At 51.4% G+C, this 24,383-nt stretch carries 25 protein-coding genes; 9 read left to right on the top strand and 16 right to left on the bottom strand.

Features of this window, described 5'->3' with window-relative positions; all coding sequences use genetic code 11:
* Nucleotides 1-55: 55 nt before the first annotated feature.
* Genes ACLJRS_RS05025 through hyaA form a run of 6 tightly spaced genes read right to left on the bottom strand, consistent with a single transcriptional unit; the run spans nt 56 to nt 5,546 of the window.
* Complete coding sequence (locus ACLJRS_RS05025) at nt 56-904, bottom strand: hydrogenase expression/formation protein (RefSeq protein WP_000063374.1); 849 nt, start codon at nt 902-904, stop codon at nt 56-58.
* Nucleotides 901-1,305: a hydrogenase-1 operon protein HyaE gene (hyaE, locus tag ACLJRS_RS05020; protein ID WP_001262571.1), complete on the bottom strand. Its 405-nt coding sequence runs from the start codon at nt 1,303-1,305 to the stop codon at nt 901-903. The genes ACLJRS_RS05025 and hyaE overlap by 4 nt, the downstream gene beginning before the upstream one ends.
* Entirely contained in the window at nt 1,295-1,891 is a 597-nt protein-coding gene (hyaD, locus tag ACLJRS_RS05015) for a hydrogenase 1 maturation protease (RefSeq protein WP_000993803.1), read from the bottom strand. Before hyaD ends, hyaE begins: the two co-directional genes overlap by 11 nt.
* A complete protein-coding gene (gene hyaC / locus ACLJRS_RS05010) occupies nt 1,888-2,619 on the bottom strand; it encodes a Ni/Fe-hydrogenase b-type cytochrome subunit (protein WP_000147036.1) in 732 nt (243 codons plus the stop codon). The genes hyaD and hyaC overlap by 4 nt, the downstream gene beginning before the upstream one ends.
* Nucleotides 2,620-2,637: 18 nt before the next feature.
* Complete coding sequence (hyaB, locus tag ACLJRS_RS05005) at nt 2,638-4,431, bottom strand: Ni/Fe-hydrogenase large subunit (protein WP_000070988.1); 1,794 nt, start codon at nt 4,429-4,431, stop codon at nt 2,638-2,640.
* Nucleotides 4,428-5,546, bottom strand: coding sequence for a hydrogenase 1 small subunit (gene hyaA, locus ACLJRS_RS05000; RefSeq protein ID WP_001058312.1), 1,119 nt, complete (start codon nt 5,544-5,546; stop codon nt 4,428-4,430). Before hyaA ends, hyaB begins: the two co-directional genes overlap by 4 nt.
* A 494-nt stretch (nt 5,547-6,040) precedes the next feature.
* Between hyaA and ACLJRS_RS04995 the strand changes: the two genes are divergently transcribed.
* Nucleotides 6,041-7,306, top strand: a complete 1,266-nt coding sequence (locus ACLJRS_RS04995) for a DUF4427 domain-containing protein (RefSeq protein WP_000794387.1) — start codon at nt 6,041-6,043, stop codon at nt 7,304-7,306.
* A 472-nt stretch (nt 7,307-7,778) separates the two neighbouring features.
* Here the strand turns inward: ACLJRS_RS04995 and ACLJRS_RS04990 are convergent, their stop codons facing one another.
* The 4 genes from ACLJRS_RS04990 to pth all read right to left on the bottom strand — a co-directional run bounded on the left by ACLJRS_RS04990 (nt 7,779) and on the right by pth (nt 11,443).
* A complete protein-coding gene (locus ACLJRS_RS04990; RefSeq protein ID WP_000487335.1) occupies nt 7,779-8,234 on the bottom strand; it encodes a hypothetical protein in 456 nt (151 codons plus the stop codon).
* Nucleotides 8,235-8,272: 38 nt separating this feature from the next.
* Entirely contained in the window at nt 8,273-8,893 is a 621-nt protein-coding gene (locus ACLJRS_RS04985; protein ID WP_000376819.1) for a hypothetical protein, read from the bottom strand.
* A 757-nt stretch (nt 8,894-9,650) separates the two neighbouring features.
* Entirely contained in the window at nt 9,651-10,742 is a 1,092-nt protein-coding gene (ychF, locus tag ACLJRS_RS04980; protein WP_000505850.1) for a redox-regulated ATPase YchF, read from the bottom strand.
* Between the two features lie 116 nt (nt 10,743-10,858).
* Nucleotides 10,859-11,443, bottom strand: a complete 585-nt coding sequence (gene pth / locus ACLJRS_RS04975) for an aminoacyl-tRNA hydrolase (protein WP_000985595.1) — start codon at nt 11,441-11,443, stop codon at nt 10,859-10,861.
* A 275-nt stretch (nt 11,444-11,718) separates the two neighbouring features.
* On the opposite strand from pth, the gene ychH reads away from it, so the two are divergent.
* Entirely contained in the window at nt 11,719-11,997 is a 279-nt protein-coding gene (ychH, locus tag ACLJRS_RS04970) for a stress-induced protein YchH (RefSeq protein ID WP_000823878.1), read from the top strand.
* A 44-nt stretch (nt 11,998-12,041) separates the two neighbouring features.
* On the opposite strand, the gene dauA is transcribed toward ychH, so the two are convergent.
* The 4 genes from dauA to lolB form a co-directional block, all read right to left on the bottom strand.
* Nucleotides 12,042-13,727 (bottom strand): C4-dicarboxylic acid transporter DauA, encoded by a 1,686-nt coding sequence (gene dauA, locus ACLJRS_RS04965; protein WP_001037188.1) that lies wholly within the window; start codon nt 13,725-13,727, stop codon nt 12,042-12,044.
* A gap of 124 nt (nt 13,728-13,851) precedes the next feature.
* Nucleotides 13,852-14,799 (bottom strand): ribose-phosphate diphosphokinase, encoded by a 948-nt coding sequence (gene prs / locus ACLJRS_RS04960; protein WP_001518537.1) that lies wholly within the window; start codon nt 14,797-14,799, stop codon nt 13,852-13,854.
* 265 nt (nt 14,800-15,064) lie between these two features.
* Nucleotides 15,065-15,916, bottom strand: a complete 852-nt coding sequence (ispE, locus tag ACLJRS_RS04955) for a 4-(cytidine 5'-diphospho)-2-C-methyl-D-erythritol kinase (protein ID WP_410957757.1) — start codon at nt 15,914-15,916, stop codon at nt 15,065-15,067.
* Nucleotides 15,913-16,536, bottom strand: coding sequence for a lipoprotein insertase outer membrane protein LolB (lolB, locus tag ACLJRS_RS04950; RefSeq protein ID WP_000174484.1), 624 nt, complete (start codon nt 16,534-16,536; stop codon nt 15,913-15,915). The genes ispE and lolB overlap by 4 nt, the downstream gene beginning before the upstream one ends.
* Before the next feature lie 313 nt (nt 16,537-16,849).
* On the opposite strand from lolB, the gene hemA reads away from it, so the two are divergent.
* From hemA to kdsA, 6 genes are read left to right on the top strand one after another with little or no spacing between them, the layout of a single operon-like run.
* The gene (gene hemA / locus ACLJRS_RS04945) at nt 16,850-18,106 is read left to right on the top strand and encodes a glutamyl-tRNA reductase (protein WP_000173208.1); all 1,257 of its coding nucleotides are present in this window, start codon (nt 16,850-16,852) and stop codon (nt 18,104-18,106) included.
* Nucleotides 18,107-18,146: 40 nt separating this feature from the next.
* Nucleotides 18,147-19,229 carry a peptide chain release factor 1 gene (gene prfA, locus ACLJRS_RS04940; protein WP_000804703.1) on the top strand — a complete coding sequence of 361 codons (1,083 nt, stop codon included), beginning with the start codon at nt 18,147-18,149 and terminating at the stop codon, nt 19,227-19,229.
* Nucleotides 19,229-20,062 carry a peptide chain release factor N(5)-glutamine methyltransferase gene (gene prmC, locus ACLJRS_RS04935; protein ID WP_000347310.1) on the top strand — a complete coding sequence of 278 codons (834 nt, stop codon included), beginning with the start codon at nt 19,229-19,231 and terminating at the stop codon, nt 20,060-20,062. Before prfA ends, prmC begins: the two co-directional genes overlap by 1 nt.
* Nucleotides 20,059-20,448, top strand: coding sequence for an invasion regulator SirB2 (gene sirB2 / locus ACLJRS_RS04930; RefSeq protein ID WP_000150667.1), 390 nt, complete (start codon nt 20,059-20,061; stop codon nt 20,446-20,448). The genes prmC and sirB2 overlap by 4 nt, the downstream gene beginning before the upstream one ends.
* A 3-nt stretch (nt 20,449-20,451) precedes the next feature.
* The gene (gene sirB1, locus ACLJRS_RS04925) at nt 20,452-21,261 is read left to right on the top strand and encodes an invasion regulator SirB1 (RefSeq protein ID WP_001257065.1); all 810 of its coding nucleotides are present in this window, start codon (nt 20,452-20,454) and stop codon (nt 21,259-21,261) included.
* A 37-nt stretch (nt 21,262-21,298) separates the two neighbouring features.
* The gene (kdsA, locus tag ACLJRS_RS04920) at nt 21,299-22,153 is read left to right on the top strand and encodes a 3-deoxy-8-phosphooctulonate synthase (RefSeq protein ID WP_000811046.1); all 855 of its coding nucleotides are present in this window, start codon (nt 21,299-21,301) and stop codon (nt 22,151-22,153) included.
* Nucleotides 22,154-22,206: 53 nt separating this feature from the next.
* On the opposite strand, the gene chaA is transcribed toward kdsA, so the two are convergent.
* Nucleotides 22,207-23,307 carry a sodium-potassium/proton antiporter ChaA gene (gene chaA / locus ACLJRS_RS04915; RefSeq protein ID WP_000148418.1) on the bottom strand — a complete coding sequence of 367 codons (1,101 nt, stop codon included), beginning with the start codon at nt 23,305-23,307 and terminating at the stop codon, nt 22,207-22,209.
* A 266-nt stretch (nt 23,308-23,573) separates the two neighbouring features.
* Here chaA and chaB point away from each other — a divergent pair, with 266 nt between their 5' ends.
* The gene (gene chaB, locus ACLJRS_RS04910; RefSeq protein WP_001146392.1) at nt 23,574-23,804 is read left to right on the top strand and encodes a putative cation transport regulator ChaB; all 231 of its coding nucleotides are present in this window, start codon (nt 23,574-23,576) and stop codon (nt 23,802-23,804) included.
* Nucleotides 23,805-23,883: 79 nt separating this feature from the next.
* On the opposite strand, the gene ACLJRS_RS04905 is transcribed toward chaB, so the two are convergent.
* The gene (locus tag ACLJRS_RS04905) at nt 23,884-24,237 is read right to left on the bottom strand and encodes a DsrE/DsrF/TusD sulfur relay family protein (RefSeq protein ID WP_001179795.1); all 354 of its coding nucleotides are present in this window, start codon (nt 24,235-24,237) and stop codon (nt 23,884-23,886) included.
* Nucleotides 24,238-24,383 lie beyond the last annotated feature (146 nt).

The following is a 24,383-nucleotide window of genomic DNA, read 5'->3' as shown; positions in this document are numbered from 1 at the left end:
AAGAGAGTAAAAAGCTAATCAGTACCGGACACCGGTGACGTTCCTGTTGAGAGCGTTAGCGCGTCTCCAGCCATCGGCAGACTTCATCCAGGCGCTGGCGCGAATCGGCCAGATCTTCCGGGGCCGCCAGTACCAGCTCCGGCAAAAGACAAATCTCATAGCTATCGAGCAATGGCCCTTTAAGGGCGTCCAGACAGCGCACATGCCAGAGATGGCGCAATGCTGTGGCGTTGATTTGGCTTTCGCCATACCCGGAGATGCGAATCTGGATGTTCCCGTGTCCGCATAAACGCGCCAGAAAAAGGCGATCGGCCTCGCTGAGCGGCAGTTGGGTCAAATTGATGCTGTGAGGTTGCAACGCCGGATCGCGTACGTGCGCCAATAACTCATGGGCCAGCGGCAGTCCATTCATCAGACCAGCGACAGGCGGAGGCAGCAGAGAGTCGTCAGGCAACGTATCGGCAATCGCCGCTTGCCACAATGTCAGGGGCGCGCTACCCGCTTCCAGACGATCCGTCAGCAGACGTCGGTTATGCAGATGGCGTACCCGCCACAGGCCGCAGAAGATGGTCTCCTGGATCTCGCTTTCACTCCCGTCCGGATGCTGAATGCGTACCGAGACTTCGCCTTCGCCCAATAGCGTATTGAGGAATGAGAGATCATCGGCATTCAGGGGAGATAACTCCCATCCCAGCACGTCGCCGACTTCCGGAATGCGCCGGGCAAGCTGACCTCGCAGATCGGTCAACAATGCCATCACCGCCGGGCTGTGAGCGCAGCGCTCCAGCGCCGCCATACTTGGGTCGCCATTGACCTGACAGGTGAGCGGTAGGGGATTCATCGAGAAACTGGCGTCATCAGGCTGCGTACCTGGCCCCAGCAGATGAAAAAAGGCGTTGCTCATTGTACTGTCTCCTGCGCTGCGGGAGTGTCAACCATCGAACGCATCAGCGTGAGCAGTTCAGCCCAGGGATGAATGCCGCTGAGCGCGCCGCGTAGCTCGCCGTCTGTAAAAACCAACGTCGCCGGAAACCGACGTACATTAAAGCGATCGCCGATAGCTTCGCTTTGTTCAAGGTCGGCCACCGCCACCTGCCAGTCAAACTGCGGGAACTCACGCAGGAGTTCGGCAATCATCACCGGGTTATCGCTGACTTCCGGCGTACGCCGCGGATCGCTACTTAACAGGATGACGCCATCTCCAACCAGTTTGATCCAGTCGTCTACCGTAGAAGCCTCTACCGGTTGCCATCCACGGGTTAACAGGCGTTGCCATAGCGCAGAGAACGGGGTGTCATTCGCCACTTCTTTTGCCCTCCAGACGTGTCTGATACTGACGTATGCGCACTCCCTCATAATTTTCCATCGACAGGCATTTATAGTTCAGGCAGCGTGCGACCTCATTTGCCTGCGGCACGATCCCCCAGGCGGCCAGTTGCGCCAGGGCGGCCTGTTCTGCCGCCGGTAGCTGGCTGCGAGCTATTTCGCTCAGGCTACCGCCGTAGTCGTCCAGTAGCGCCGGTTGCAGGCCGACCAGCGCAATGTGACAGGGCAGATGCCCGCGGATGTCGGCCAGCGCCAGAACTTCGGAAAAACTGTTTTGATGCAGGCTCATTTTTTTGGCGCTGAGATACGCGGGGATTTTCTCGCCGGCATAGGTTCGCAGGCTGCCCGGCGCCAGGCCATAATCGATCGCGTCAAGGAGCAGGAGATGGCTGGCTTGCTCAACATAACCTAACAGGTTTAGCCCTTGCGTACCGCCGTCCACAATTTCTACCTCTTCAGGCCAGTGATATCGGGCATACAAACGCTCCGCGACCCGGATACCGAATCCTTCATCGGCCCACAGCAGGTTTCCTAACCCCATCACCACTACGCGTTGCGCATTCATGAGGGCTCCTTGTCGTGCGGTTTGGGGAATTTGTGGCTGCGATAGCCATTGATCATGGTGGAGATCACCGTATCGTCGGACATAATGTCTTCCCGGATAGCGAGGTAAACGTGCCCGACGATGAAGGCGGCGATCAGCCACATGCCCAGTCGGTGCCAGCTGTGAATATCGATGGAGTTGCCGCCGGTCCAGTAGAAAAATTCAACCACATAGCGGAACGGCGCAAAGATGGCGTACTGGCTATGCTCGCCAAACAGAGCGAAACCGGTGAGGATCATAAATACCGACAACAGGAAATAGCCGAACATCGCGGCCTGCGCGACAGGGTTATGTCCGATGTCGCTCCCCGGTTTTTTCTCCAGAAAAAGATACCAGCGGACCACGGTGAAAGCGCCTTGCCACCAACTACGACGCCAGACCGGGACGATAAACAGCTCTCGTGAATAGCGGTTGCCGACACAGGCCCAATAAATTCGCCCCAGCAGTAACACGGTAAAGATCATCGCGGCGGCAAAGTGGATCAGCCGGATATAGCCCATATAAAACAGATAGGTCGCCTCGCCACTCACCGACGGCAGCGGTCGGCCAATGAAGTAGCCTGTTACCATCAGTACCAACATGCAGGCCACCGTTAGCCAGTGCCACAGGCGTACCGGCGCTTCAAACACATAGTGGCTGACGGCAGTATCACGCGCCTCCCCGACGCGTGGAGATAGCTTTCCAGTCATCGTTCTTTTCCTTAACGCTTAGCGTACCTGGACGGCAATCAGTTCGCTGCCGTCGTCGCCGAGCACGTGGGTTGAGCAGGCGAGGCAGGGGTCGAAGCTGTGCAGCGTCCTCAGGATTTCTAACGGTTGGTCGGGAATCGCCATTTGCGTTCCCATCAATGCCGCTTCATAGGCGCCGATCTGTTTTTTAGGATCGCGCGGGCTGGCGTTCCAGGTGGTGGGAACCACGCACTGATAGAGTTCAATCTTCTGATCGCGTATTGACGCCCAGTGTCCCAACGCTCCGCGAGGCGCTTCGGTAAAACCGATGCCGCGGCAGTGCTGCGGCCAACTGGCCGGTTCCCATTTCTCGGTATTGGCGGTGGCCAGGTCGCCGTTTTTCAGGTTGGTCATAAGCCTGTCGAAAAAATACTGCAGCTTACCGACGGCCCATTGCGCTTCGTGCGCGCGGCATAAAATACGGCCAAGCGTAGACTGGATACCGGAGAGCGGCAGTTTAAGGGCGGACATCATGCGATCTACCGACTCTATGGTGGCGGCGTCCCCTTTGTGGTACGCGATAAGCGTTCGGGCAAGCGGGCCGACTTCCATGGCATGACCCCGCCAGCGCGGCGCTTTAATCCAGGAGTAACGTTCCTGCTCGTTGAGCTGCTGGATATGCGTATCGCTGCCTTTGACATCACCCGGGTTGTACCAGGGATCGGTAATGCCGTCAAAAGGATGACGACCCAGCCGATCGTCCGGATAGCGGTACCAGGCGTGATCCACAAACTCCTGTATCTGCTGCGGATCGGCCAAATCTACCGGCATGACATTTTTAAAGTCGCCATTGACCACCGCGCCGCCCGGCATTAACAGGCTTTGCTGGCTGAAGTCGTTGGCAATGTCCGGAAATGCGCCGTAGCTCAGCACGCATTTATCCGACAGACCGGTGCCAATTTGACTCCATGCTTTATTGAACTGGCCGATAGCCAGCGCGTCCGGAACCATCACGTTGTTAATGAAGTCGGCGGTGCGGGTGATGATCGACTGCACCAGGTTGAGGCGCTCCATATTGATAGCCCCAACCGCGCCGCTTTGATCGAGATTGATCGCGCACGGCATTCCGCCGACGATCCAGTTAGGATGGGGGTTCTTACCGCCAAATATGGTATGGATTTTGACGATCTCGCGCTGGAAGTCGAGGGCTTCAAGATAGTGGGCAAACCCCATCAGATTAGCCTCTGGCGACATTTTGTACTGTGGATGTCCCCAATAGCCGTTACGGAATATCCCAAGCTGGCCGCCATCGACAAATTTCTTTAATCGATTTTGTACGTCAAAGAAGTAGCCCGGCGATGACATCGGCCAGGCGGAAAGGCTTTGCGCCAACTGCGAGGTGGCGCGCGGATCGGCTTTCAGCGCATTCAGAACATCAATCCAGTCCATACCGGCTAACTGATAAAAATGGACCAGATGATCGTGGCACCACAACGTAGCCAGCATGATGTTACGTATAATATTGGCGTTATCCGGTACCTGGATACCAATCGCATCTTCGATAGCGTACACCGACGCCAGAGCATGTACCCCGGTACAGACACCACAAATACGTTCAACAAACGCCCAGGCGTCACGCGGGTCACGGCCTTGCAGAATGATCTCCAGCCCGCGGAACATTGTGCCGCAGGAAACGGCATTGGTAATGACGTTTTGCTCATCAATGTTCACTTCGCAGCGCATATGCCCTTCGATGCGGGTAATCGGGTCCACGATCAGACGACGGCCGGCGTCGTTAACGGTATAACCCTGGGTTTGATACTGGTTACTCATGCCTGTTTATCCTCATTGTCCGGCTGTTGTTCGGCTTGCGCTAACTGTTGTTTGTGGCGTTTACGTTGGTTGAGCGCGCTGGCGACAGCGTGACCGCCAACGCCCGCCGCGACCACGCCCAGCGCGGTCAGCCCCACCGTATCGGCGGTTGAATGGGTACCCATCTGGGGAATATCCACCACGCGGCTATAAAACGAGCCGCGATCCCAGAAACCATTTTCTGAACATCCCAGACATCCGTGACCGGACTGGATAGGAAAGGAGACGCCGTCATTCCAGCGAGTGGAGGAACAGGCGTTATAGGTGGTTGGCCCTTTACAGCCCATCTTGTACAGACAGTATCCCTTGCGGGCGGCGTCATCATCCCAGCTCTCGACAAATTCACCGGCGTCAAAATGGGCGCGACGGTAGCATTTATCGTGGATACGCTGACCGTAGAACATCAGTGGACGGCCCATGCGATCGAGTTCCGGCAGACGATCAAACGTCACCATATAGGTGATAATGGCGCTCATGACATCCGGGATTGGTGGACATCCAGGGACTTTCACGATCGGCTTGTCGGTGATCACTTTATCGATAGGCGTTGCCTGGGTCGGATTGGGGCGGGCGGCCTGGACGCAACCCCAGGAGGCGCAGTTTCCCCAGGCGATAATAGCGCTGGCGCCCGCGGCGGCTTTCTTCAGTTTTTCAATAAACGGGCGGCCGCCGCTGATACAGAACATTCCTTGCTCTCCTAGCGGCGGATTGCCTTCCACCGCCAGAATGTATTTCCCGGCGTAGCGAGTGGTAATATCGTCAAAGACTTCTTCGGCCTGTGCGCCGGCGGCGGCCATCAGGGTGTCGTCATAATCGAGGGAAATCAGCGAGAGGATCACATCTTTGGCTAGCGGGTGCGAGGAACGGATAAAGGATTCGGTACAGCAGGTGCATTCCAGTCCATGAATCCAGACCACCGGAATCCGCGGTTTATTCTCCAGCGCCCAGGCGATCTTTGGCGTCATTCCGGCGCCCAGTCCCAGCGATGTGGCGGCAAGGCTACAGAATTTGAGAAAGCTGCGTCGGGTCACTCCCTTACGACGCATGGCTTGATAAAAGGTCTCCTCGTTATTCATAACGCGTATTTTTTCTCCTTTTTGCACCACGCTCCGCCAGGGGCATAAGGCGCTTTTGCGGGTCCGTTGACGTTCCGCCAGCAAGGTAAATCATTGTGTTACGCGCGAGCGCGGAAACGAGCCCGATTCACTTTGCACCGGCGTATACCGCCAGAAATAATGTGAAAAAAGCGTATCGGATTAACGATAAGAAACAATGTGAAGTGTGTGGGTATGGCTTATAGCGGTATATTTATACCCATTATCGGTTTTTCGGCGAAAGGGCCGTGGCGGGGAAGGGCGGTTGAGCTTGTTCCAGGATGAGGTTTTTAGCGAGCCACTTCGGGTAGATTTAGCCTGGTCTCGCTATTTCAGGGATACGTAAGTTGATGCAAAGGGAGGGAGGGTTTGATGTCATCGTTAAAAGAAGCATACTTCGTGATGATTTTTATATAAAATAGTGGTGCTGGTTTTAAAGGAATGCAAAAAAGAGACTGTTTGAAAGAGGGCGTCCCATGAAAAATAACATCAGATTTGACTTATCCGATTATTTGATTCATTTTTTTCGGGACGTTAATCTAGAGACCGGTAGCCATATTTATTTGCCTGAGCACTGTGGTTTTAATAATCAGCACCACGCATGTTTCATTGATGCTAAATATTTACTTCGATTATCTTTACGCAGTCATAAAATTTTCTCGTCCTGGTCATACCGAAATGGGCAACGAACCGTATATGGTGACTCCCCGGTGGTATGCTTTACAGATATGCCGATTGCAGCTTATTTAGAGACTGGTGTTCGCCGATTAGAACGAAATGAAAAAATCGGTTTATATGCAATCGTTTTACCTAAAGAGCAAATGTTTAATTATGGGGCAAGGCCAGTAATATATGGGTTAGATCAGCATAACAATGCTCGATGCTCGCAAGGCAGAAACGGGGAACGTATTCTTGATGAAACGGCTCTTCCTTTGATTGAACAATATAGATATGTTACTTATGTTCCAGGTAAGATTGACTGGACACATGAACGTGAATGGCGATGGCCATATCGTGGCGATATTAATAATTTCCTTAATCATATTAAAGAGTATGGTATTCCGGAAAACATTGAAAGTACCCCAGGATTTGATTTTAGATCAAGCGAAATAAGTGGTGCGGGGATAATCGTCCCGTTTGCAGAAGATATCCCTACCGTAGCTCACGATATTTTAACTTTAATTGACCGGGGTGTCATTGGAAGAAATACTTTCAAATTCATTATAGCTGTAGAGAGTTTACAATCATGGACCCAGCTCTCGGAACCGGGTGCGTTACTGTCCTGTATTAATGACAATACTTTCGAATTTGAATCTTTTTTTGATTTATCTGCATCTAAAGTAAAAAATTATGCTGACTCTATCAATGATTATGTAAGTGAATTATTTTCAAAAAAAGATTTTTTAAATGATAGCTATGCAATGGAATTTGGAAATGCCTGGGTCTGGATTCATGATAACCAATCCCAGGTGGTACGGGCGTTACTGCAGGCTGGAATGATCAAGGTTAATAAAGAAGGGCGGTACTTATTAGATGTTAATTTGGCTTCTGTCGATTGGCCATTAAGAAGAAAAGAGGCTTTCGCAAGTCATGTTGCGGGATGGCTCAAACATCGTTTTGATATCGAAGCGGGAAGGTATTCCGTTCGGGGAAAAGATGATTATGATGCGATCCCAAGTTATGAGACGCCGCTAAAGGATCAGCATCCTTTTTATAACCATACAGTGAATGTCGACTGGTAATTAGGAAAAGAACTTGTAAATAGACTCGTTTTAGCTCCATGCATTTTTGAGATCCCGGCCAGATTGACTCTGGCCCGATCTCTGACGAAAACTCTGAATCTTCGATGTTTCCAATTATGAATTTCTACACCAGTCTTTAAGTATCAATGCATTGTACCTGGTGCGCTGCTATAACTGTGTAAGAGGGATTGACGCTTAGAGCCTATCCCATTAGGGCTATTTTACTTGCCATTTTGGACCTGGGCAGTGCTCGCCAAAACGCGTTAGCGTTTTGAACGCCGCTAGCGGCGGCCCGAAGGGCGAGCGTAGCGAGTCAAACTTCACGTACTACGTGTACGCTCCGGTTTTTGCGCGCTGTCCGTGTCCAAACTGGCTGCGCCAATAACGCCTGGTGGGATAGGCTCTTAGTGTTAATGTACACCAAAGGTCGATGTGTTTACCGCACTTGTGGCTTGGTATGCAGTATGTATAATTATTGTGTAAATGTTTTCATAAATTGATTTGTCTCTTCTTTGGCCTTTTCTATTGATTTATGTTTATATATTTTTGATTGGTATGTGTATTTTTCTAACGCAGGTAAGTACTTAGAGACGTCGTTACCTTTTTTGAAATCTATAGGCATATGAATACTCGCATATAATATATTTATCCTCTGCGATGGCGTTAGCTCAGAATAATTTATACCTTGTTCATAATAAGAAAGCATCACATCATTGCAGATCCTGTCTTTATACGACTGCCCTATGTATGCGATGATAAGTCCATATATAAGTAGCAATCCAAAAGAGACACCTGCTTTGTGGCTATGAAGGAAATTATATGGTAGCCCCACAAAAAAAAGTACTTTTCTAATTAAAACAAGGATAAATGGTAAGGAAAATAAAAAACAACCGAAGTACATAATCACTTCGCCTGAATTCTGAAACATTTTATACCTTCCTGATAAATAATGAGTTAATTATCTGGTTAATATTCGTTGCCTATTATTTCTTTTATAAAAATAGACGATTGATTGAAATTTTTTTTGAAACTGGAGTAATTGCTAAGTGTTTTCGGTATGCAAAAGATGACTCGCCCATTTTTTACTATGGCATAATATCTTGGATACATTAGCGCTTCTTCTTTTGTGTTTGGAACACCGTCATAGTCTATTTTTTCATCAATAGAGTCAAGTTGGCTAAATAAAAAGACTCTTTTCCTTAGCAAAGTATTATGAACAATAGCATTTTCATATATATCAAGTGACATTGTAAGACTCAATGCAGCAAATGAAAGTAATGCTATGATGGAAATTGTTAATATTGCTAATGACAAGCCTTCCTGGCAATATAAAACAAGAAAAAAGAGTGGGATTGCAGGGAGGTAAGTGACCAACGGGTAAAAACGATCGATTTTTAAATGTGATATGATATTCTGAGGAGATGTGACATGGTCCTGAACGCCCTTGTTAAAGATAATGCTGTAAAGCGTCAAACTATTGTCAATTTTATCTATTGCTTTAGCTTTTATTCTTTGTGTGAATATAAAAAACGTTATCAAAAAGGCAATAAATAATAAAATGATTAAATTAGAAATAAAACTATCCACGGCATCATCCTGTATATCTACCGAAATTTCTATGGTCACTATTCTACTATTATTAATGAATGTCAATCTAAAATTGATGATGGTGCGTCCAGCCGGTTGGATTTGATCTAAAATAAAACTTTCGGTATTTCTCTATAGTCACAGAGCAAACAGGGTTGATTCTTTGTTAAAAAATCATCTCAATATTTTAATATGAATTCCTTCACGCGATTCTGGAGTATTACAGTCTACGATTTTAATGATTTTTTATTCATTCATTATGCGTATTAAATTAATGGCAGTGCAATCGCAAATTATAATTAGTTTCAGAATTGCAAAATAATTATAATTTTGTAGTTCATGAAGTTGGCCTAAGATCCTCGGTGGTGAGTGTAGGGGGGAACACCTGAACAAGATCTGACGCTATGTACGATACTGTGATATGAGTTAACCCAAACAGGCCATACGGTATCTATACCTTTCTAAAAAGCTTTTCGCTGGTATAGAGTCAAAACCTTAGACGAAACAACATTCACACTATGGCCCTGGCAGTGCGGCATTGCGTATCGGTGAGCATAACGGGGCCTTGTTTATTTATTATACCGTTCTTGTATTTACTTAAAATGAAGATGGAAGAATGTTGTACTCATTTTTGACAGCATTGTTACGAGATGAGTTGAGACATTGTGAAATGAAAAATCCACGCAATGGCGTGGATTTTATAGGGTTTACCGCTGTCATGAGATTCAGCAAAACCTCATGAGACAACAAATGTTATTTAGACGTTGAACAGGAAGTTCATTATATCGCCATCTTTAACGATGTAATCTTTGCCTTCCGCTCGCATTTTACCGGCTTCTTTCGCGCCTTGCTCACCTTTATAGGTAATAAAGTCGTCAAAGGCGATAGTTTGGGCGCGGATAAAGCCTTTTTCGAAGTCGGTATGGATTTTACCTGCTGCCTGCGGCGCGGTTGCGCCAACCGGAATGGTCCATGCGCGAACTTCTTTCACCCCGGCGGTGAAATAGGTCTGGAGGTTCAGCAGGCGATAACCTGCGCGAATAACGCGGTTCAGCCCCGGCTCTTCCAGACCCAGTTCAGCCATAAATTCGTCGCGCTCGTCATCATCCAGCTCAGCAATATCAGCTTCGACGGCGGCACACACCGGAACCACGACCGAACCTTCTTTCGCGGCGATCTCGCGAACCTGGTCCAGATACGGGTTATTTTCAAAACCGTCTTCATTGACGTTAGCGATATACATTGTCGGCTTCAGCGTCAGGAAGCTTAAATAACGGATAGCCGCTTTATCTTCGTCCGTCAGGTCCAGCGAACGCAGCATCCCCGCTTCGGCCAGGTGCGGCAGGCATTTTTCCAGCGCGGCCAGTTCCGCTTTGGCGTCTTTATCGCCGCCTTTGGCTTTCTTCTGTACGCGATGGATCGCGCGCTCGCAGGTATCGAGGTCAGCCAGCGCCAGTTCGGTATTGATAACATCAATATCTTCTGCCGGATTTACTTTACCCGCCACGTGGATGATATTGTCGTTCTCAAAGCAGCGAACCACGTGACCGATAGCTTCGGTTTCACGGATATTGGTCAGGAACTGGTTACCCAACCCTTCGCCTTTGGATGCGCCTTTTACCAGACCGGCGATATCCACGAACTCCATCGTGGTTGGTAGAATGCGTTGCGGTTTAACAATCTCAGCCAACTGGTCCAGACGCGGATCGGGCATCGGCACGACACCGGTATTCGGTTCGATAGTGCAGAACGGAAAGTTTGCCGCTTCAATACCGGCTTTTGTCAGCGCGTTGAACAGGGTGGATTTCCCGACGTTGGGCAGACCGACGATACCGCATTTGAATCCCATGATTTAACTCACCTTAATATCTTAATAATCAACCTGTTATAGAAAACAGATTGCAGAAATGGAAATAACTTCGCCTATTATACACGGCGTGCGGCAAAAATGCCGCACATCACTGGTTATTGCGCCTTAAAGGTATGCAAACGGCTTGTTGCTTTGGCCAGACCCTCTTTGAACCACAATTCCGTACAGCGTGCCGCTTCGTCAATGGCCTCATCAATTAATTTTTGTTCAGAAACAGGGGGTTTACCCAGCACGAAACCAACAACTTTATTTTTATCGCCTGGATGACCAATTCCAACGCGTAAGCGGTGAAAGTTGGGATTATTGCCCAGCTTGCTGATGATGTCTTTCAGACCATTGTGGCCGCCGTGGCCGCCGCCAAGTTTAAATTTCGCCACGCCCGGAGGGAGATCCAGCTCGTCGTGAGCGACCAAAATTTCGTCCGGCTGAATACGGTAAAAACTGGCCATTGCGCCAACTGCTTTACCACTGAGGTTCATGAACGTGGTGGGTACCAGCAGGCGAACATCTTCCCCTTCCAGCGTGATGCGTGAGGTATAGCCAAAGAATTTAGGCTCTTCACGCAACGGCGCGCGCAGGCGCTCCGCCAGTAAATCGACGTACCATGCGCCTGCATTGTGTCGCGTCGCGGCATATTCCGCACCGGGATTCGCCAGACCAACAATCAATTTAATTGCCACGTTTTTTGTCCTGAGTAGATCCATAACTGGCGCGTAGTTTACTGTCTGTCTGCCCGCTTGACAAAACACAGCGACACTCTGAAGTAAATTAAATAATTGCCAGCATTGATTATTAAAAATGTAAACTGTTCAGTGTGTTATTTGTAAAGTTTTGTTAAATGAAACTTTACATTTGTGATCACAGCCGCACTTACAAACGGAAGTGTTGTCTATACTTTACACATAAAGTTTAGGGGGATTTCCTAAAAACAACCCAAAAGTTCCGGAGGTGACATATGAAACGCAAAAACGCTTCGTTATTCGGTAACGTGCTGATGGGGTTGGGGCTGGTCGTGATGGTTGTCGGCGTGGGTTACTCTATTTTAAACCAACTGCCGCAGTTTAATTTGCCGCAATTTTTTGCGCATGGCGCAATACTGAGTATTTTTGTCGGGGCAGTTCTTTGGCTGGCAGGGGCTCGTGTAGGGGGGCATGAGCAGGTGAGCGACAAATATTGGTGGGTACGTCACTATGACAAACGTTGCCGCCGTAACGACAATCGTCGTCATAGCTAACCGGTTCAGGCCCGGTAAGCGTTATCGCCACCGGGCATTGTCCATTAACTGAGTAAATCCGCTAACGCCTCCGTCCTGTTCGGGAAGAAGGTCAGACGCCCAGGAATAGGTTTGATACCGGCACGCGCCATTGTGCGCAGCGGTTGGAACTCCAGATTACTGATACGCAATTCGCAACCCTCCGGCAGACGCTTCACAAAACGCTGAAAAGCATCAAGCCCGCCTGCATCCAGCACTGGTACTGCGTCCCATTTCAGAACGACGATACGTTTGCCCTTAATACGTGACTCAAGGTCGGTAAACAGCCCTTCCGCCGCGGCGAAAAAGAGCGGACCGATAACACGCAGCACCAGCACATCTTCAGGCACATCAACATTGACCGGCGCAAGTCGAGTCATTCGCGCAATACGGCGCATAAACAGCAGGGAAGCAAGGACAATCCCCACGCTGATGGCGATGACCATATCAAACAGAACCGTTAATGACATGCACAGCAGCATAACGATGATGTCGTCTTTCGGCGCATGGCGTAACAGATCCACCACTTTATGGGCTTCACTCATATTCCATGCCACCATCAGCAGTAGCGCCGCCATCGCGGAAAGCGGCAGCCAGGAGAGTAGCGGGGCTAAGACCAGTAGCGCCAGAATAACCAGGATAGCGTGAATTACCGCTGAGACGGGAGAGGTCGCGCCAGCGCGGACGTTGGCGGCAGAGCGGGCAATCGCGGCGGTGGCGGTGATGCCGCCAAAGAACGGCGCGACCATATTCCCCAGCCCCTGGCCGATAAGTTCGCTGTTAGCTTTATGTTTGGTGCCGGTCATGCCGTCCAGCACGACGGCGCAGAGCAATGATTCGATTGCCCCCAGCATTGCCATCGAGAAGGCCGCTGGCAGCAGCGCGCGCAGTGAATCCCAGCTTAGCGTGAAATCGGAGCCAGGAAGACTCCACGGCAGCATCAGTTGCGGCAGGAGCTGCGGGATGCCGTTGCCCTGAGTGCCGTCAGCCAGAACATAATGGAACTGTGAGCCGATAGTCGCCACATTGCCGCCCAGCAGATTAACGATCCCCATCACGGCGCAACCGGCCAGTAGTGCGGGAAGATGTCCTGGCAGACGAATACCGAGACGCGGCCAGAAAATCAACGTTCCCAGCGTTACCACGCCAATGGCGGCATCGCCAATATTGACGGTGGGCAACGCCATAAACAGCGCGCCGACTTTCTGCAAATAGTGCTCTGGCACATGGGCCATCTGCAGACCAAGAAAATCTTTAATCTGCATGGTACCGATGGTAATGCCAATCCCTGAGGTAAAACCTAACGTGACCGACACCGGGATATATTCAATCAATCGCCCCAGTCTCGCCAGGCCGAAAAGGATCAGGAAGAAGCCCGACATCAGCGTGGCGACCAGTAGGCCCGCCAGACCAAACTGTTGCGATACCGGATACAAAATCACCACAAACGCGGCGGTAGGGCCGGAAACGCTAAAGCGCGAGCCGCCGGTTAGCGCGATCACGATCCCGGCGACAGCGGAGGTATAGAGGCCATACTGCGGCGCAACGCCACTGCCAATTGCCAGCGCCATCGCCAGCGGGATAGCAATAATCCCGACGGTGATCCCGGCTATCACATCACGGGTGAACCGGGAGGCGGTATATTTTTCTTTCCAGCAAGCATCGATGAGAGCGCGGAAAGGCATCACATGTGAGGAAAATAATTTGTTCACAATAATGTTTCATCCATGAGCGCATCATCTGTCAACTAAATGGCAGGTGAAGGAGGCATAAGTCATACAAAAGGGTGTTACAGACAAAAAAACCCGCCGCAGCGGGTTTCAGATCCGGGTTCGATCAATGCTCGAACATGGCGGAAATCGATTCTTCGTTGCTGATACGGCGAATCGCTTCGGCCAGCATACCTGACAGGGTCAAGGTACGCACGTTCGGCAGCGCTTTGATTTCGTCGGTCAGCGGAATGGTGTCGCAGACAACGACTTCATCAATGACGGAGTTGCGCAGGTTGTTTGCCGCATTGCCTGAGAAGATCGGGTGCGTCGCGTAGGCAAACACGCGTTTAGCGCCACGTTCTTTCAATGCTTCTGCTGCTTTGCACAGAGTACCGCCGGTATCGATCATATCATCAACCAGCACGCAGTCACGGCCAGCGACGTCGCCGATGATGTGCATCACCTGAGAAACGTTCGCGCGCGGACGACGTTTATCAATGATAGCCATATCGGTATCGTTCAGCAGCTTAGCGATAGCGCGGGCACGAACCACGCCGCCAATATCCGGGGAAACCACGATCGGGTTATCCAGATTCAGTTGCAGCATATCTTCGAGCAGGATTGGGCTACCGAACACGTTATCAACCGGAACGTCAAAGAAGCCCTGGATCTGTTCAGCATGCAGATCTACGGTGAGAACGCGGTCAACGCCGACGCTGGACAGGAAGTCAGCGACAACTTTTGCGGTAATCGGCACACGGGCGGAACGTACGCGACGGTCCTGACGTGCATAGCCAAAGTAGGGGATAACGGCGGTGATACGACCTGCGGAAGCACGACGCAGGGCATCAACCATAACGACCAATTCCATCAGGTTGTCGTTGGTTGGGGCACAAGTGGACTGGATGATGAAAATATCACCACCGCGTACATTTTCGTTGATTTGTACGCTGACTTCGCCGTCGCTAAAGCGACCTACGGCGGCGTCGCCGAGAGAAGTGTACAGGCGGTTGGCAATACGTTGTGCTAGTTCCGGGGTGGCGTTACCAGCAAAAAGCTTCATATCAGGCACGAGAAGAACCTCAGGCATGCGTCCATTGGTGGAAAGAATCTGCCGAAAACTGTGCGGGCCAGGCAAAATCCTATCCAGGCGGTGTATTAAAGAGCGCGATGCAACGTCTGGAACAAGGTGACGTTGTCACCGAAGCTCAGCTTGCCCGGCTTACTCGTCTTCATTCACGTTTCATGTGCGCTGGTATCGATGCCTCACACCGGTCAAATACGGCATATATGACCGGCGATTCGTCATTTCGCCATCTTCCTGAAACCCGAATGCGTTAGAGTAACTCTCGATGCAATGGGGAGAGGTTGACACCCTTCGCCACAAAAGCATTGAGCCATTCCGGGGCTTGCTCAAGCACCTGGCGAGCACAAGACTCTGTATCGAATTCAGCAAAGACACAGGCCCCTGTCCCAGTCAGGCGCGACGGCGCGTATTCTAACAGCCAGGAAAGCGCCGCATCAACCTCGCGAAAACGTTTTCTTGCGATAACCTCGCAATCATTGCTGAATTCACATTTTAGTAACGTATCTATTGACCTTTTTGGCGTATTACGCGGCAATTGAGGATCTTTAAAGATAACCGGCGTCGGAATGCTTACGCCAGGGTGCGCGACCAGATACCATTTTTCCGGCGGATTCACCGGCGTTAATATTTCGCCTACGCCTTCGGCAAACGCGGCGTGGCCACGAACAAAGACCGGGACGTCGGCGCCGAGCGTCAGGCCGAGCGTCGCCAGTTCATCAATGGAAAGCCCGCATTGCCAAAGATGATTGAGCGCCACCAGAACGGTCGCGGCGTTAGACGAGCCGCCACCCAGACCGCCGCCCATGGGAAGGCGCTTCTCAATGCTGATATCCGCGCCGCTTCCGGCGGGCAGGCGTCCACTCTCCGAGGCGATTTTCATCAACAGCCGCGCGGCGCGGACGATCAGATTGTCTTCATTTTCAACGCCGATAACCGGCGTTAATAAATGGATTTCGCCATCGTGACGCGGTTCGATGTGGAGTGTGTCGCCATAATCCAGAAACTGAAACAGCGTCTGCAGCGTGTGGTAGCCGTCTGCTCGCTGTCCGGTGATATATAAAAACAGATTTAATTTTGCCGGAGAAGGCCAATGGGTCATCATTTCACAATCCAGTTATCCATTTTCAGCTTAATGCGCTGACTGCCGTCTGAAAGCTCCATATTGGCAGGCATGGCAGGCTGCGTTTTGCTGTCATAGCCACCGTAAACCACTTTCCAGTTTTTACCATCCTGGCGATAGTTCACTTCGCTCAGGCGATACTGGTCGTCCAGTTTGTAGTCGGTGGCATCGCCAGGCAGACCGAGGATCCACTGCCGCAGGCTGTTTAACGGAATCGGCATCCCGGTGAGTTTGCCGATCATCTCTTCGGCGTCATCGGCGGTATAACGCTGGCCTTTGTTATCCACCAACTGAACGTTGCCCGGCTGGGCGTTAAGCTCCAGCTCGGTGCTGCCCAGCGGATTGGTGAGCAGCAGGCGATAGCGATCCTGTCCGGTCTGTTGCCAGAAGAAACGCGCATAGACTTTCTGATCATCTGAGATGTAAGCAAAGGCGCCGCGCGTCTGGTATTGATTCAGATGACGCACCTCTTGCTGATGCTGGCGCCACTGAGGGGAATCCGGGCTCTTGCCCGGGCCTTTATGCCCAGGAAGCGTACAGGCGGTGAGAACCAGGCTTGCTAACGGCAGTAGACGAATCAGGCGAAAATCGGGCAGGGTCATAGTGATGACGAATCCTTGTGATACGGTGCAATAATTGCCTGATGGCGTTACGCTTATCAGGCCTGAAAACTGAACCTGCAGGCTGTAAAAACGTTCGCGCCGCGATTCGGCAAATTTTTGCTATCGGTTACAGTTATAGCCTTTAATGCTAGCGCCGCCTGGTGACATCGTCTACTTTCAAGTTGTCTTAAATCATCAAATTAGCGAGCGCTGCCAATTACTCCAAAAGGGGGCTCTCTCTTTTATTGACCACGCGCATCCTGTATGATGCAAGCAGACTAACCATATCAACGCTGGTACTACTCCCGCAGACATGACCCTTTTAGCGCTCGGTATTAACCATAAAACGGCACCTGTATCGCTGCGAGAACGCGTAACGTTTTCGCCGGACACGCTTGATCAGGCGCTGGACAGCCTGCTTGCGCAGCCAATGGTGCAGGGCGGGGTCGTGCTGTCAACCTGTAACCGTACAGAGCTGTATCTGAGCGTGGAAGAGCAGGATAACCTGCAAGAAGCGCTGATCCGCTGGTTATGCGATTACCATAACCTGAACGAGGACGATCTGCGCAACAGTCTGTACTGGCATCAGGATAATGACGCCGTCAGCCACCTGATGCGCGTCGCCAGCGGTCTGGATTCACTGGTGCTGGGCGAACCGCAAATCCTCGGTCAGGTGAAAAAAGCGTTTGCGGATTCGCAAAAAGGCCACCTTAACGCCAGCGCGCTGGAGCGAATGTTTCAGAAGTCTTTTTCCGTCGCTAAGCGAGTGCGGACTGAAACCGATATCGGCGCTAGCGCCGTCTCCGTCGCGTTTGCCGCCTGTACGCTCGCCCGCCAAATCTTTGAATCGCTCTCGACGGTCACCGTACTGTTAGTTGGCGCGGGCGAAACCATTGAACTGGTGGCGCGTCACCTGCGCGAGCATAAAGTACAAAAGATGATTATCGCCAACCGAACCCGCGAGCGCGCGCAAGCCCTGGCGGATGAGGTAGGCGCTGAGGTTATCTCGCTCAGCGATATCGACGCCCGTTTGCAGGATGCCGATATTATTATCAGTTCGACCGCCAGCCCGCTGCCGATTATCGGTAAAGGCATGGTGGAGCGCGCATTAAAAAGCCGTCGCAACCAGCCGATGCTGCTGGTGGATATTGCCGTACCGCGCGACGTTGAACCGGAAGTCGGCAAACTGGCGAACGCTTATCTTTATAGCGTCGATGATTTACAGAGCATCATTTCGCATAATCTGGCGCAGCGTCAGGCTGCGGCGGTAGAAGCGGAAACGATCGTTGAGCAGGAAGCCAGCGAGTTTATGGCCTGGCTACGCGCCCAGGGGGCCAGCGAGACCATTCGGGAATACCGTAGTCAGTCGGAGCAGATTCGTGACGAACTGACTACCAAAGCGCTGTCGGCCCTTCAACAGGGCGGTGATGCGCAAGCCATCTTGCAGGATCTGGCATGGAAACTGACCAACCGCCTGATTCATGCGCCAACGAAATCACTTCAACAGGCTGCCCGTGACGGGGATGACGAACGCCTGAATATTCTGCGCGACAGCCTCGGGCTGGAGTAGCAGCACACACCACACTTTTTTACAGGGTGAATTTACGCCTATGAAGCCTTCTATCGTTGCCAAACTGGAAGCCCTGCACGAACGCCATGAGGAAGTTCAGGCGTTGCTGGGCGATGCGGGAATTATCGCCGACCAGGACCGCTTTCGCGCATTGTCGCGCGAATATGCGCAATTAAGCGACGTTTCTCGCTGTTTTACGGACTGGCAACAGGTTCAGGACGATATCGAGACGGCTCAGATGATGCTCGACGATCCTGAAATGCGAGAAATGGCGCAGGAAGAACTGCGCGAAGCGAAAGAAAAAAGCGAACAACTGGAGCAACAGTTACAGGTACTGCTGCTGCCGAAAGATCCGGACGATGAACGAAACGCGTTCCTTGAGGTTCGCGCCGGCACCGGCGGCGACGAAGCCGCGCTGTTTGCCGGCGATCTGTTCCGCATGTACAGTCGTTATGCCGAAGCGCGCCGCTGGCGCGTGGAGATCATGAGCATGAGCGAAGGCGAGCATGGCGGTTATAAAGAGATCATCGCCAAAATCAGCGGCGACGGCGTGTATGGCCGACTGAAATTTGAGTCCGGCGGACACCGCGTACAGCGTGTTCCGGCGACCGAGTCGCAGGGGCGTATCCATACCTCCGCCTGTACCGTCGCCGTGATGCCGGAGCTGCCGGAAGCCGAGCTGCCGGATATTAACCCGGCGGATCTGCGCATTGATACGTTTCGTTCTTCCGGCGCGGGCGGTCAGCACGTTAACACCACCGACTCCGCTATCCGAATTACCCACTTGCCGACCGGCATCGTGGTGGAATGCCAGGACGAGCGTTCGCAGCATAAAAACAAAGCGAAAGCGCTCTCGGTGCTCGGGGCGCGCATTCACGCCGCCGAAACGGCAAAACGCCAGCAGGCCGAGGCGTCAACGCGCCGCAACCTGCTTGGCAGCGGCGATCGCAGCGATCGTAACCGGACCTATAATTTCCCGCAGGGGCGCGTGACCGATCATCGTATTAATCTGACGTTATATCGCCTTGATGAAACGATGGAAGGTAAGCTGGATATGCTGATTGAGCCGATTGTTCAGGAACACCAGGCTGACCTGTTAGCCGCCTTATCCGAGCAGGAATAATGGATTTTCAGCACTGGCTGCATGAGGCGGTAAACCAGCTCCGGGACAGCGACAGCCCCCGGCGCGACGCCGAGATCCTGCTAGAGTACGTTACGGGCAAGGGGCGGACGTATATCATGGCCTTTGGCGAAACGCCGCTTACCGACGTCCAGCAACAACAGCTCGCGGACCTGCTGCAGCGGCGTAAACAGGGCGAACCTATTGCGTACCTGACGGGCTTACGCGAATTCTGGTCGCTGCCGCTCTTCGTTTCTCCCGCCACGCTAATCCCGCGCCCGGATACCGAATGTCTGGTTGAACAGGCGTTGGCGCGATTGCCGGTAAAAACCTGTCGTATTCTGGATTTAGGCACCGGAACCGGCGCGATTGCGCTGGCGCTGGCCTGCGAGCGACCGGATTGCGAGGTGACTGCGGTCGATCGTATGCCTGATGCGGTTGCGCTGGCGATACGCAACGCGGAACATTTGGCTATCCGGAATGTGCGTATACTGCAAAGTTGTTGGTTCAGCGCGCTATCGGGGCAGCAGTTCGACATGATTGTCAGCAATCCGCCCTACATTGACGCGCAGGACCCGCACCTTAGCGAAGGCGATGTACGCTTTGAACCGCGCTCGGCGTTGGTGGCGGACGAAAACGGTATGGCGGATCTTACGCATATTATCGATAACGCCCGCCAGATGTTAACGCCCGGCGGCTTCCTGCTGCTGGAACACGGTTGGCAGCAGGGCGAAGCGGTAAGAGCGGTTTTCAGGCGGTCTGGTTACTCGGATGTAGAAACGTGTCGTGATTATGGTGGTAATGAACGCGTGACCTGCGGACGTTTTACGCCATGACAATTGCAATGTTGCTCACGCTTCATCTTATCTGTGTTGCGCTCTCCGTCAGTTTGTTTGTCGCTCGTTACTGGTGGCGCTATTGCGGCCATGCGTTGGCCGCCGCGCGCTGGACACGAATCGTGCCTCCCGTCATAGATACCCTGTTACTGCTTAGCGGTATTGGGTTAATCGTTAAAACGCACATCCTGCCATTCACGGAGTCGGGCTCATGGCTGACTGAAAAACTGTTTGGCGTTATCATCTACATCGTTTTGGGTTTTATTGCGCTTGATTATCGTCAGGCGCGCAGCCAGCAGGCGCGTTTTATCGCTTTCCCGCTGGCGCTGGTGGTGCTGTACATCATCATTAAACTCGCCACCACAAAAATACCGTTACTGGGGTAAGTCATGAGGTCGTTAGCTGATTTCGAATTTAACAATGCGCCGCTGTGTGATGGCATGATCCTGGCATCAGAGATGATTCGCCTGGATTTTCCCACGCAGTTTGTCTACGACGAACTGGAACGTCTGGTCAGTCTGGCGCAGGAAGAAATTAGCCAGCTCCTGTCTCAGGATGAGCAACTGGAAAAATTGCTGGCACTTTTTTACGGCGAGTGGGGGTTCACGGACTCCCGCGGCGTCTACCGTCTTTCTGATGCTTTATGGCTCGATAAAGTCCTGAAAAAACGCCAGGGGAGCGCGGTATCGTTGGGCGCTATTTTATTATGGATAGCAAACCGTCTTGATTTGCCGTTGGTGCCCGTTATCTTCCCAACGCAACTGATTTTGCGTATTGAATCGCTGGAAGGGGAAATGTGGCTGATTAACCCGTTCAACGGTGAAACGCTTGATGAACATACTCTGGAAGTCTGGTTAAAAGGCAATATTAGTCCGGTCGCCGAGTTGTTTAACGAAGATTTGGACGAAGCGGATAACGCCGAAGTGATTCGTAAGCTACTGGATACGCTGAAATCCTCTCTGATGGAGGAACGGCAAATGGAGCTGGCGCTACGCGTTAGCGAAGCATTGTTGCAATTTAACCCGGAAGATCCTTACGAAATCCGTGACCGCGGGTTGATCTACGCGCAGCTTGAGTGTGAACACGTTGCGCTGACTGATTTAAGCTACTTCGTTGAACAGTGTCCGGAAGACCCGATCAGCGAAATGATTCGTGCGCAGATCAACACCATTGCGCACAAGCAAATTGTTCTACATTAATTAACCGACATTTTACCTATAAGTGTAAGGCGATCCTATGAAACAAAAAGTGGTTAACATTGGCGACATTAAGGTGGCAAATGACCTGCCGTTTGTGCTGTTTGGCGGTATGAACGTGCTGGAGTCACGCGATCTGGCAATGCGCATTTGTGAGCACTACGTAACCGTTACCCAGAAGCTGGGTATTCCTTACGTGTTCAAGGCCTCTTTTGATAAAGCCAACCGTTCCTCTATTCACTCTTACCGTGGGCCGGGTCTGGAAGAAGGGATGAAAATCTTCCAGGAACTCAAGCAGACATTTGGCGTAAAAGTGATCACTGACGTCCATGAAGCCAGCCAGGCGCAGCCTGTTGCTGATGTGGTTGACGTGATTCAGCTCCCGGCGTTTCTGGCGCGCCAGACCGACCTGGTGGAAGCGATGGCGAAAACCGGCGCTGTGATTAACGTGAAAAAGCCGCAGTTCGTAAGCCCGGGTCAGATGGGCAATATTGTGGATAAGTTCCATGAGGGCGGTAACGATAAGGTGATTCTATGCGACCGCGGCGCGAACTTCGGCTATGACAACCTGGTGGTGGATATGCTGGGCTTTAGCGTGATGAAAAAGGTTTCCGGCAACTCGCCGGTGATTTTCGATGTTACCCATGCGCTGCAATGCCGCGACCCATTTGGCGCCGCCTCTGGCGGTCGTCGAGGCCAGGTGACCGAGCTGGCGCGCGCCGGTATGGCTGTCGGTCTGGCGGGCCTGTTCCTGGAGTCGCATCCGGACCCGGCTAATGCGAAGTGCGACGGTCCTTCCGCGCTGCCGCTGGCGAAACTGGAGCAGTTCCTGACCCAGATAAAAGCGATTGATGATTTGGTGAAAAGCTTCGACGAGCTGGATACCGAGAACTGATTGCGGTTTTTAGCTTGTGTAGGCCGGATAAGATACTATCCGGCTTTTTTATATCAGGCAAAAATCGTCATCAGATAGGCGGCAAATAAAGCCAGATGTGCCGCGCCGTTTAGCACATTGGTGCGTCCGGTAGAGAACGAAATATGGCACAGCACTAACGAGGCCACCATCACTACCATTTCCGGCGCGCCTAAACCAAACACCAGATCATTACCTGTTGCCCAGGCGATGAGCGTGACGACCGGCACGGTTAATGAAATCGTCGCCAACACCGATCCGAAGAACAGATTCATTGCCCGCTGAACCTGATTATTCAGTACCGCCTTCAGCGCGCCCAGTCCTTCCGGCGAGAGAATTAACAGCGCGACCAGGAAACCGGTAAAGGCGACCGGGGCGTTCATGCTGGTCAGCAACGCCTCCAGCGGGCTGGCATTCATTTTGGTAACGGCAATGACCGCAATTAAATGAATGAGTAACCAGACCGTATGCCAGCCGCTACTGTGCGCGGAGGGTTTACCGTGGTGTGGATTGTCATCATCGCCTTCATCTTCATGTTCATAGATAAATAAGCTCTGGTGCGTTTTGGTTTGAATCAACAAAAATACGCCGTACATCGCGGCGGAAATTAACGCGACCAATAATGCCTGACCGGTAGAGAAATTGGCTTGCGGCAATGCCATTGGAAAAACCAGCACAATAATCGCCAGCGGAAACAGCGCGATAAGATACTGCTTAATCCCAAATAAATTCATATATTGCGTTGCGAATTTACGCCCGCCCAACAACAACGAGAAACCGACCAGTCCCCCGGTGACAATCATAATAATAGAGTAGAGCGTATCGCGCATAAGCGTTGGCGCAGCATCGCCGGTAGCCATCAGCGCTGAAATTAAACTCACCTCAAGAATAACGACGGACAGGCTTAAAATAAGCGATCCGTAGGGTTCGCCGAGTCGGTGCGCTAATACATCGGCATGACGGACCACGCTAAATGCGCTGCTTAAAATACCAATAAGTGCAAGGATATTGATGCCAATAACCACTGGTAGTGACTGGCTGCTTCCCCAAAGGAACAGCACTACCAGCGCAAGAACCGGGAAAATAAGCGAAGTCTCCTTATGGCGGGTTTTCACCGCCTCACAGGCATGCGTCATGAGGGTCTCCCTTGTGCAGGTGTTAATATTTTGGAAAGAGTAGAGAAGGTAAAAATAGCAGAAATTTGTATTTTTTTAGTGGTTTTTTACGTAGTTTTACGGCGTAGACGATTTTTTTCTTTCAAGGTCAGTAAAACAACGATCTTGTTTTAACAGTGTTTAAATAACAAAAAGTTAATTTCCGTAAAAAGCAAAAATCCTCCTCGACTGGCGTAATAACGCATTGTTTACCACACTTAATGTTTTCCCTGAAGACGGAGGTGCGGATGCCGTATAAAGCCAAAAGTGATTTACCCGATAATGTGCGGAATGTTCTTCCAGCCCATGCCCAGGACATTTACAAAGAAGCGTTTAATAGCGCCTGGGAGCAATATAAAGATAAAGCCGATCGTCGTGATGACGCCAGTCGCGAGGAAACCGCACACAAAGTCGCCTGGGCGGCGGTTAAAAACGATTATGAAAAAGGCGAGGATGATAAATGGCATAAGAAAAAATAAACGCGGTATTACTCACGTGTTAGCCTGATTTTCTTGCCGGAAGTCTATCCTGACGCGGGAGCTTTTCCCGCGTACAGATTCAAAATGTCAGCACTTTGTCCGCCGCCAGCGTCCATTGCGCCAGCTCGACCAGCGTTCCGATTTCCACACCGTCAATCAGCGGCAGGGGAGTGATACCACGTCCGTCCGCACAGGTTTTGCATAATTTTACCGGTACGTTTTGCGCGGTCAGAATTTCCAGCATTTGCTGAATATTGTAGCCTTCGGCTGGTTTTTGACCGCGTAACCCTGCGGTTACGGCATCTGACATCAAAAACAGGCGTAAATTGAGATGGCTTTCCTGCTCGCGCAGCGCAATGGCCAGACGCAGGCTATTAAATAATGATTCGCTGCCGTAGGCGGCGCCGTTAGCGATAATGACGATATTTTGCATGAATAACCCTTCTCCTCGAGAAATTTTGTCGGCAATGGCGTTATGTTACCTCGGGAACCGGGTACCGCCAAATGCGTGGAGAAAATCCTGGGACGCTCTGCGGAAAAAATAAGGATATTCCTGGAAGCACGAGAAAAGGCTGCAAA

This window comes from Salmonella sp. SAL00670, assembly GCF_046552235.1.
GTDB lineage: Bacteria > Pseudomonadota > Gammaproteobacteria > Enterobacterales > Enterobacteriaceae > Salmonella > Salmonella enterica.
The sequence above is the reverse complement of the archived record's forward strand: the minus strand, read 5'-3'. Positions and strand labels throughout refer to the sequence as shown.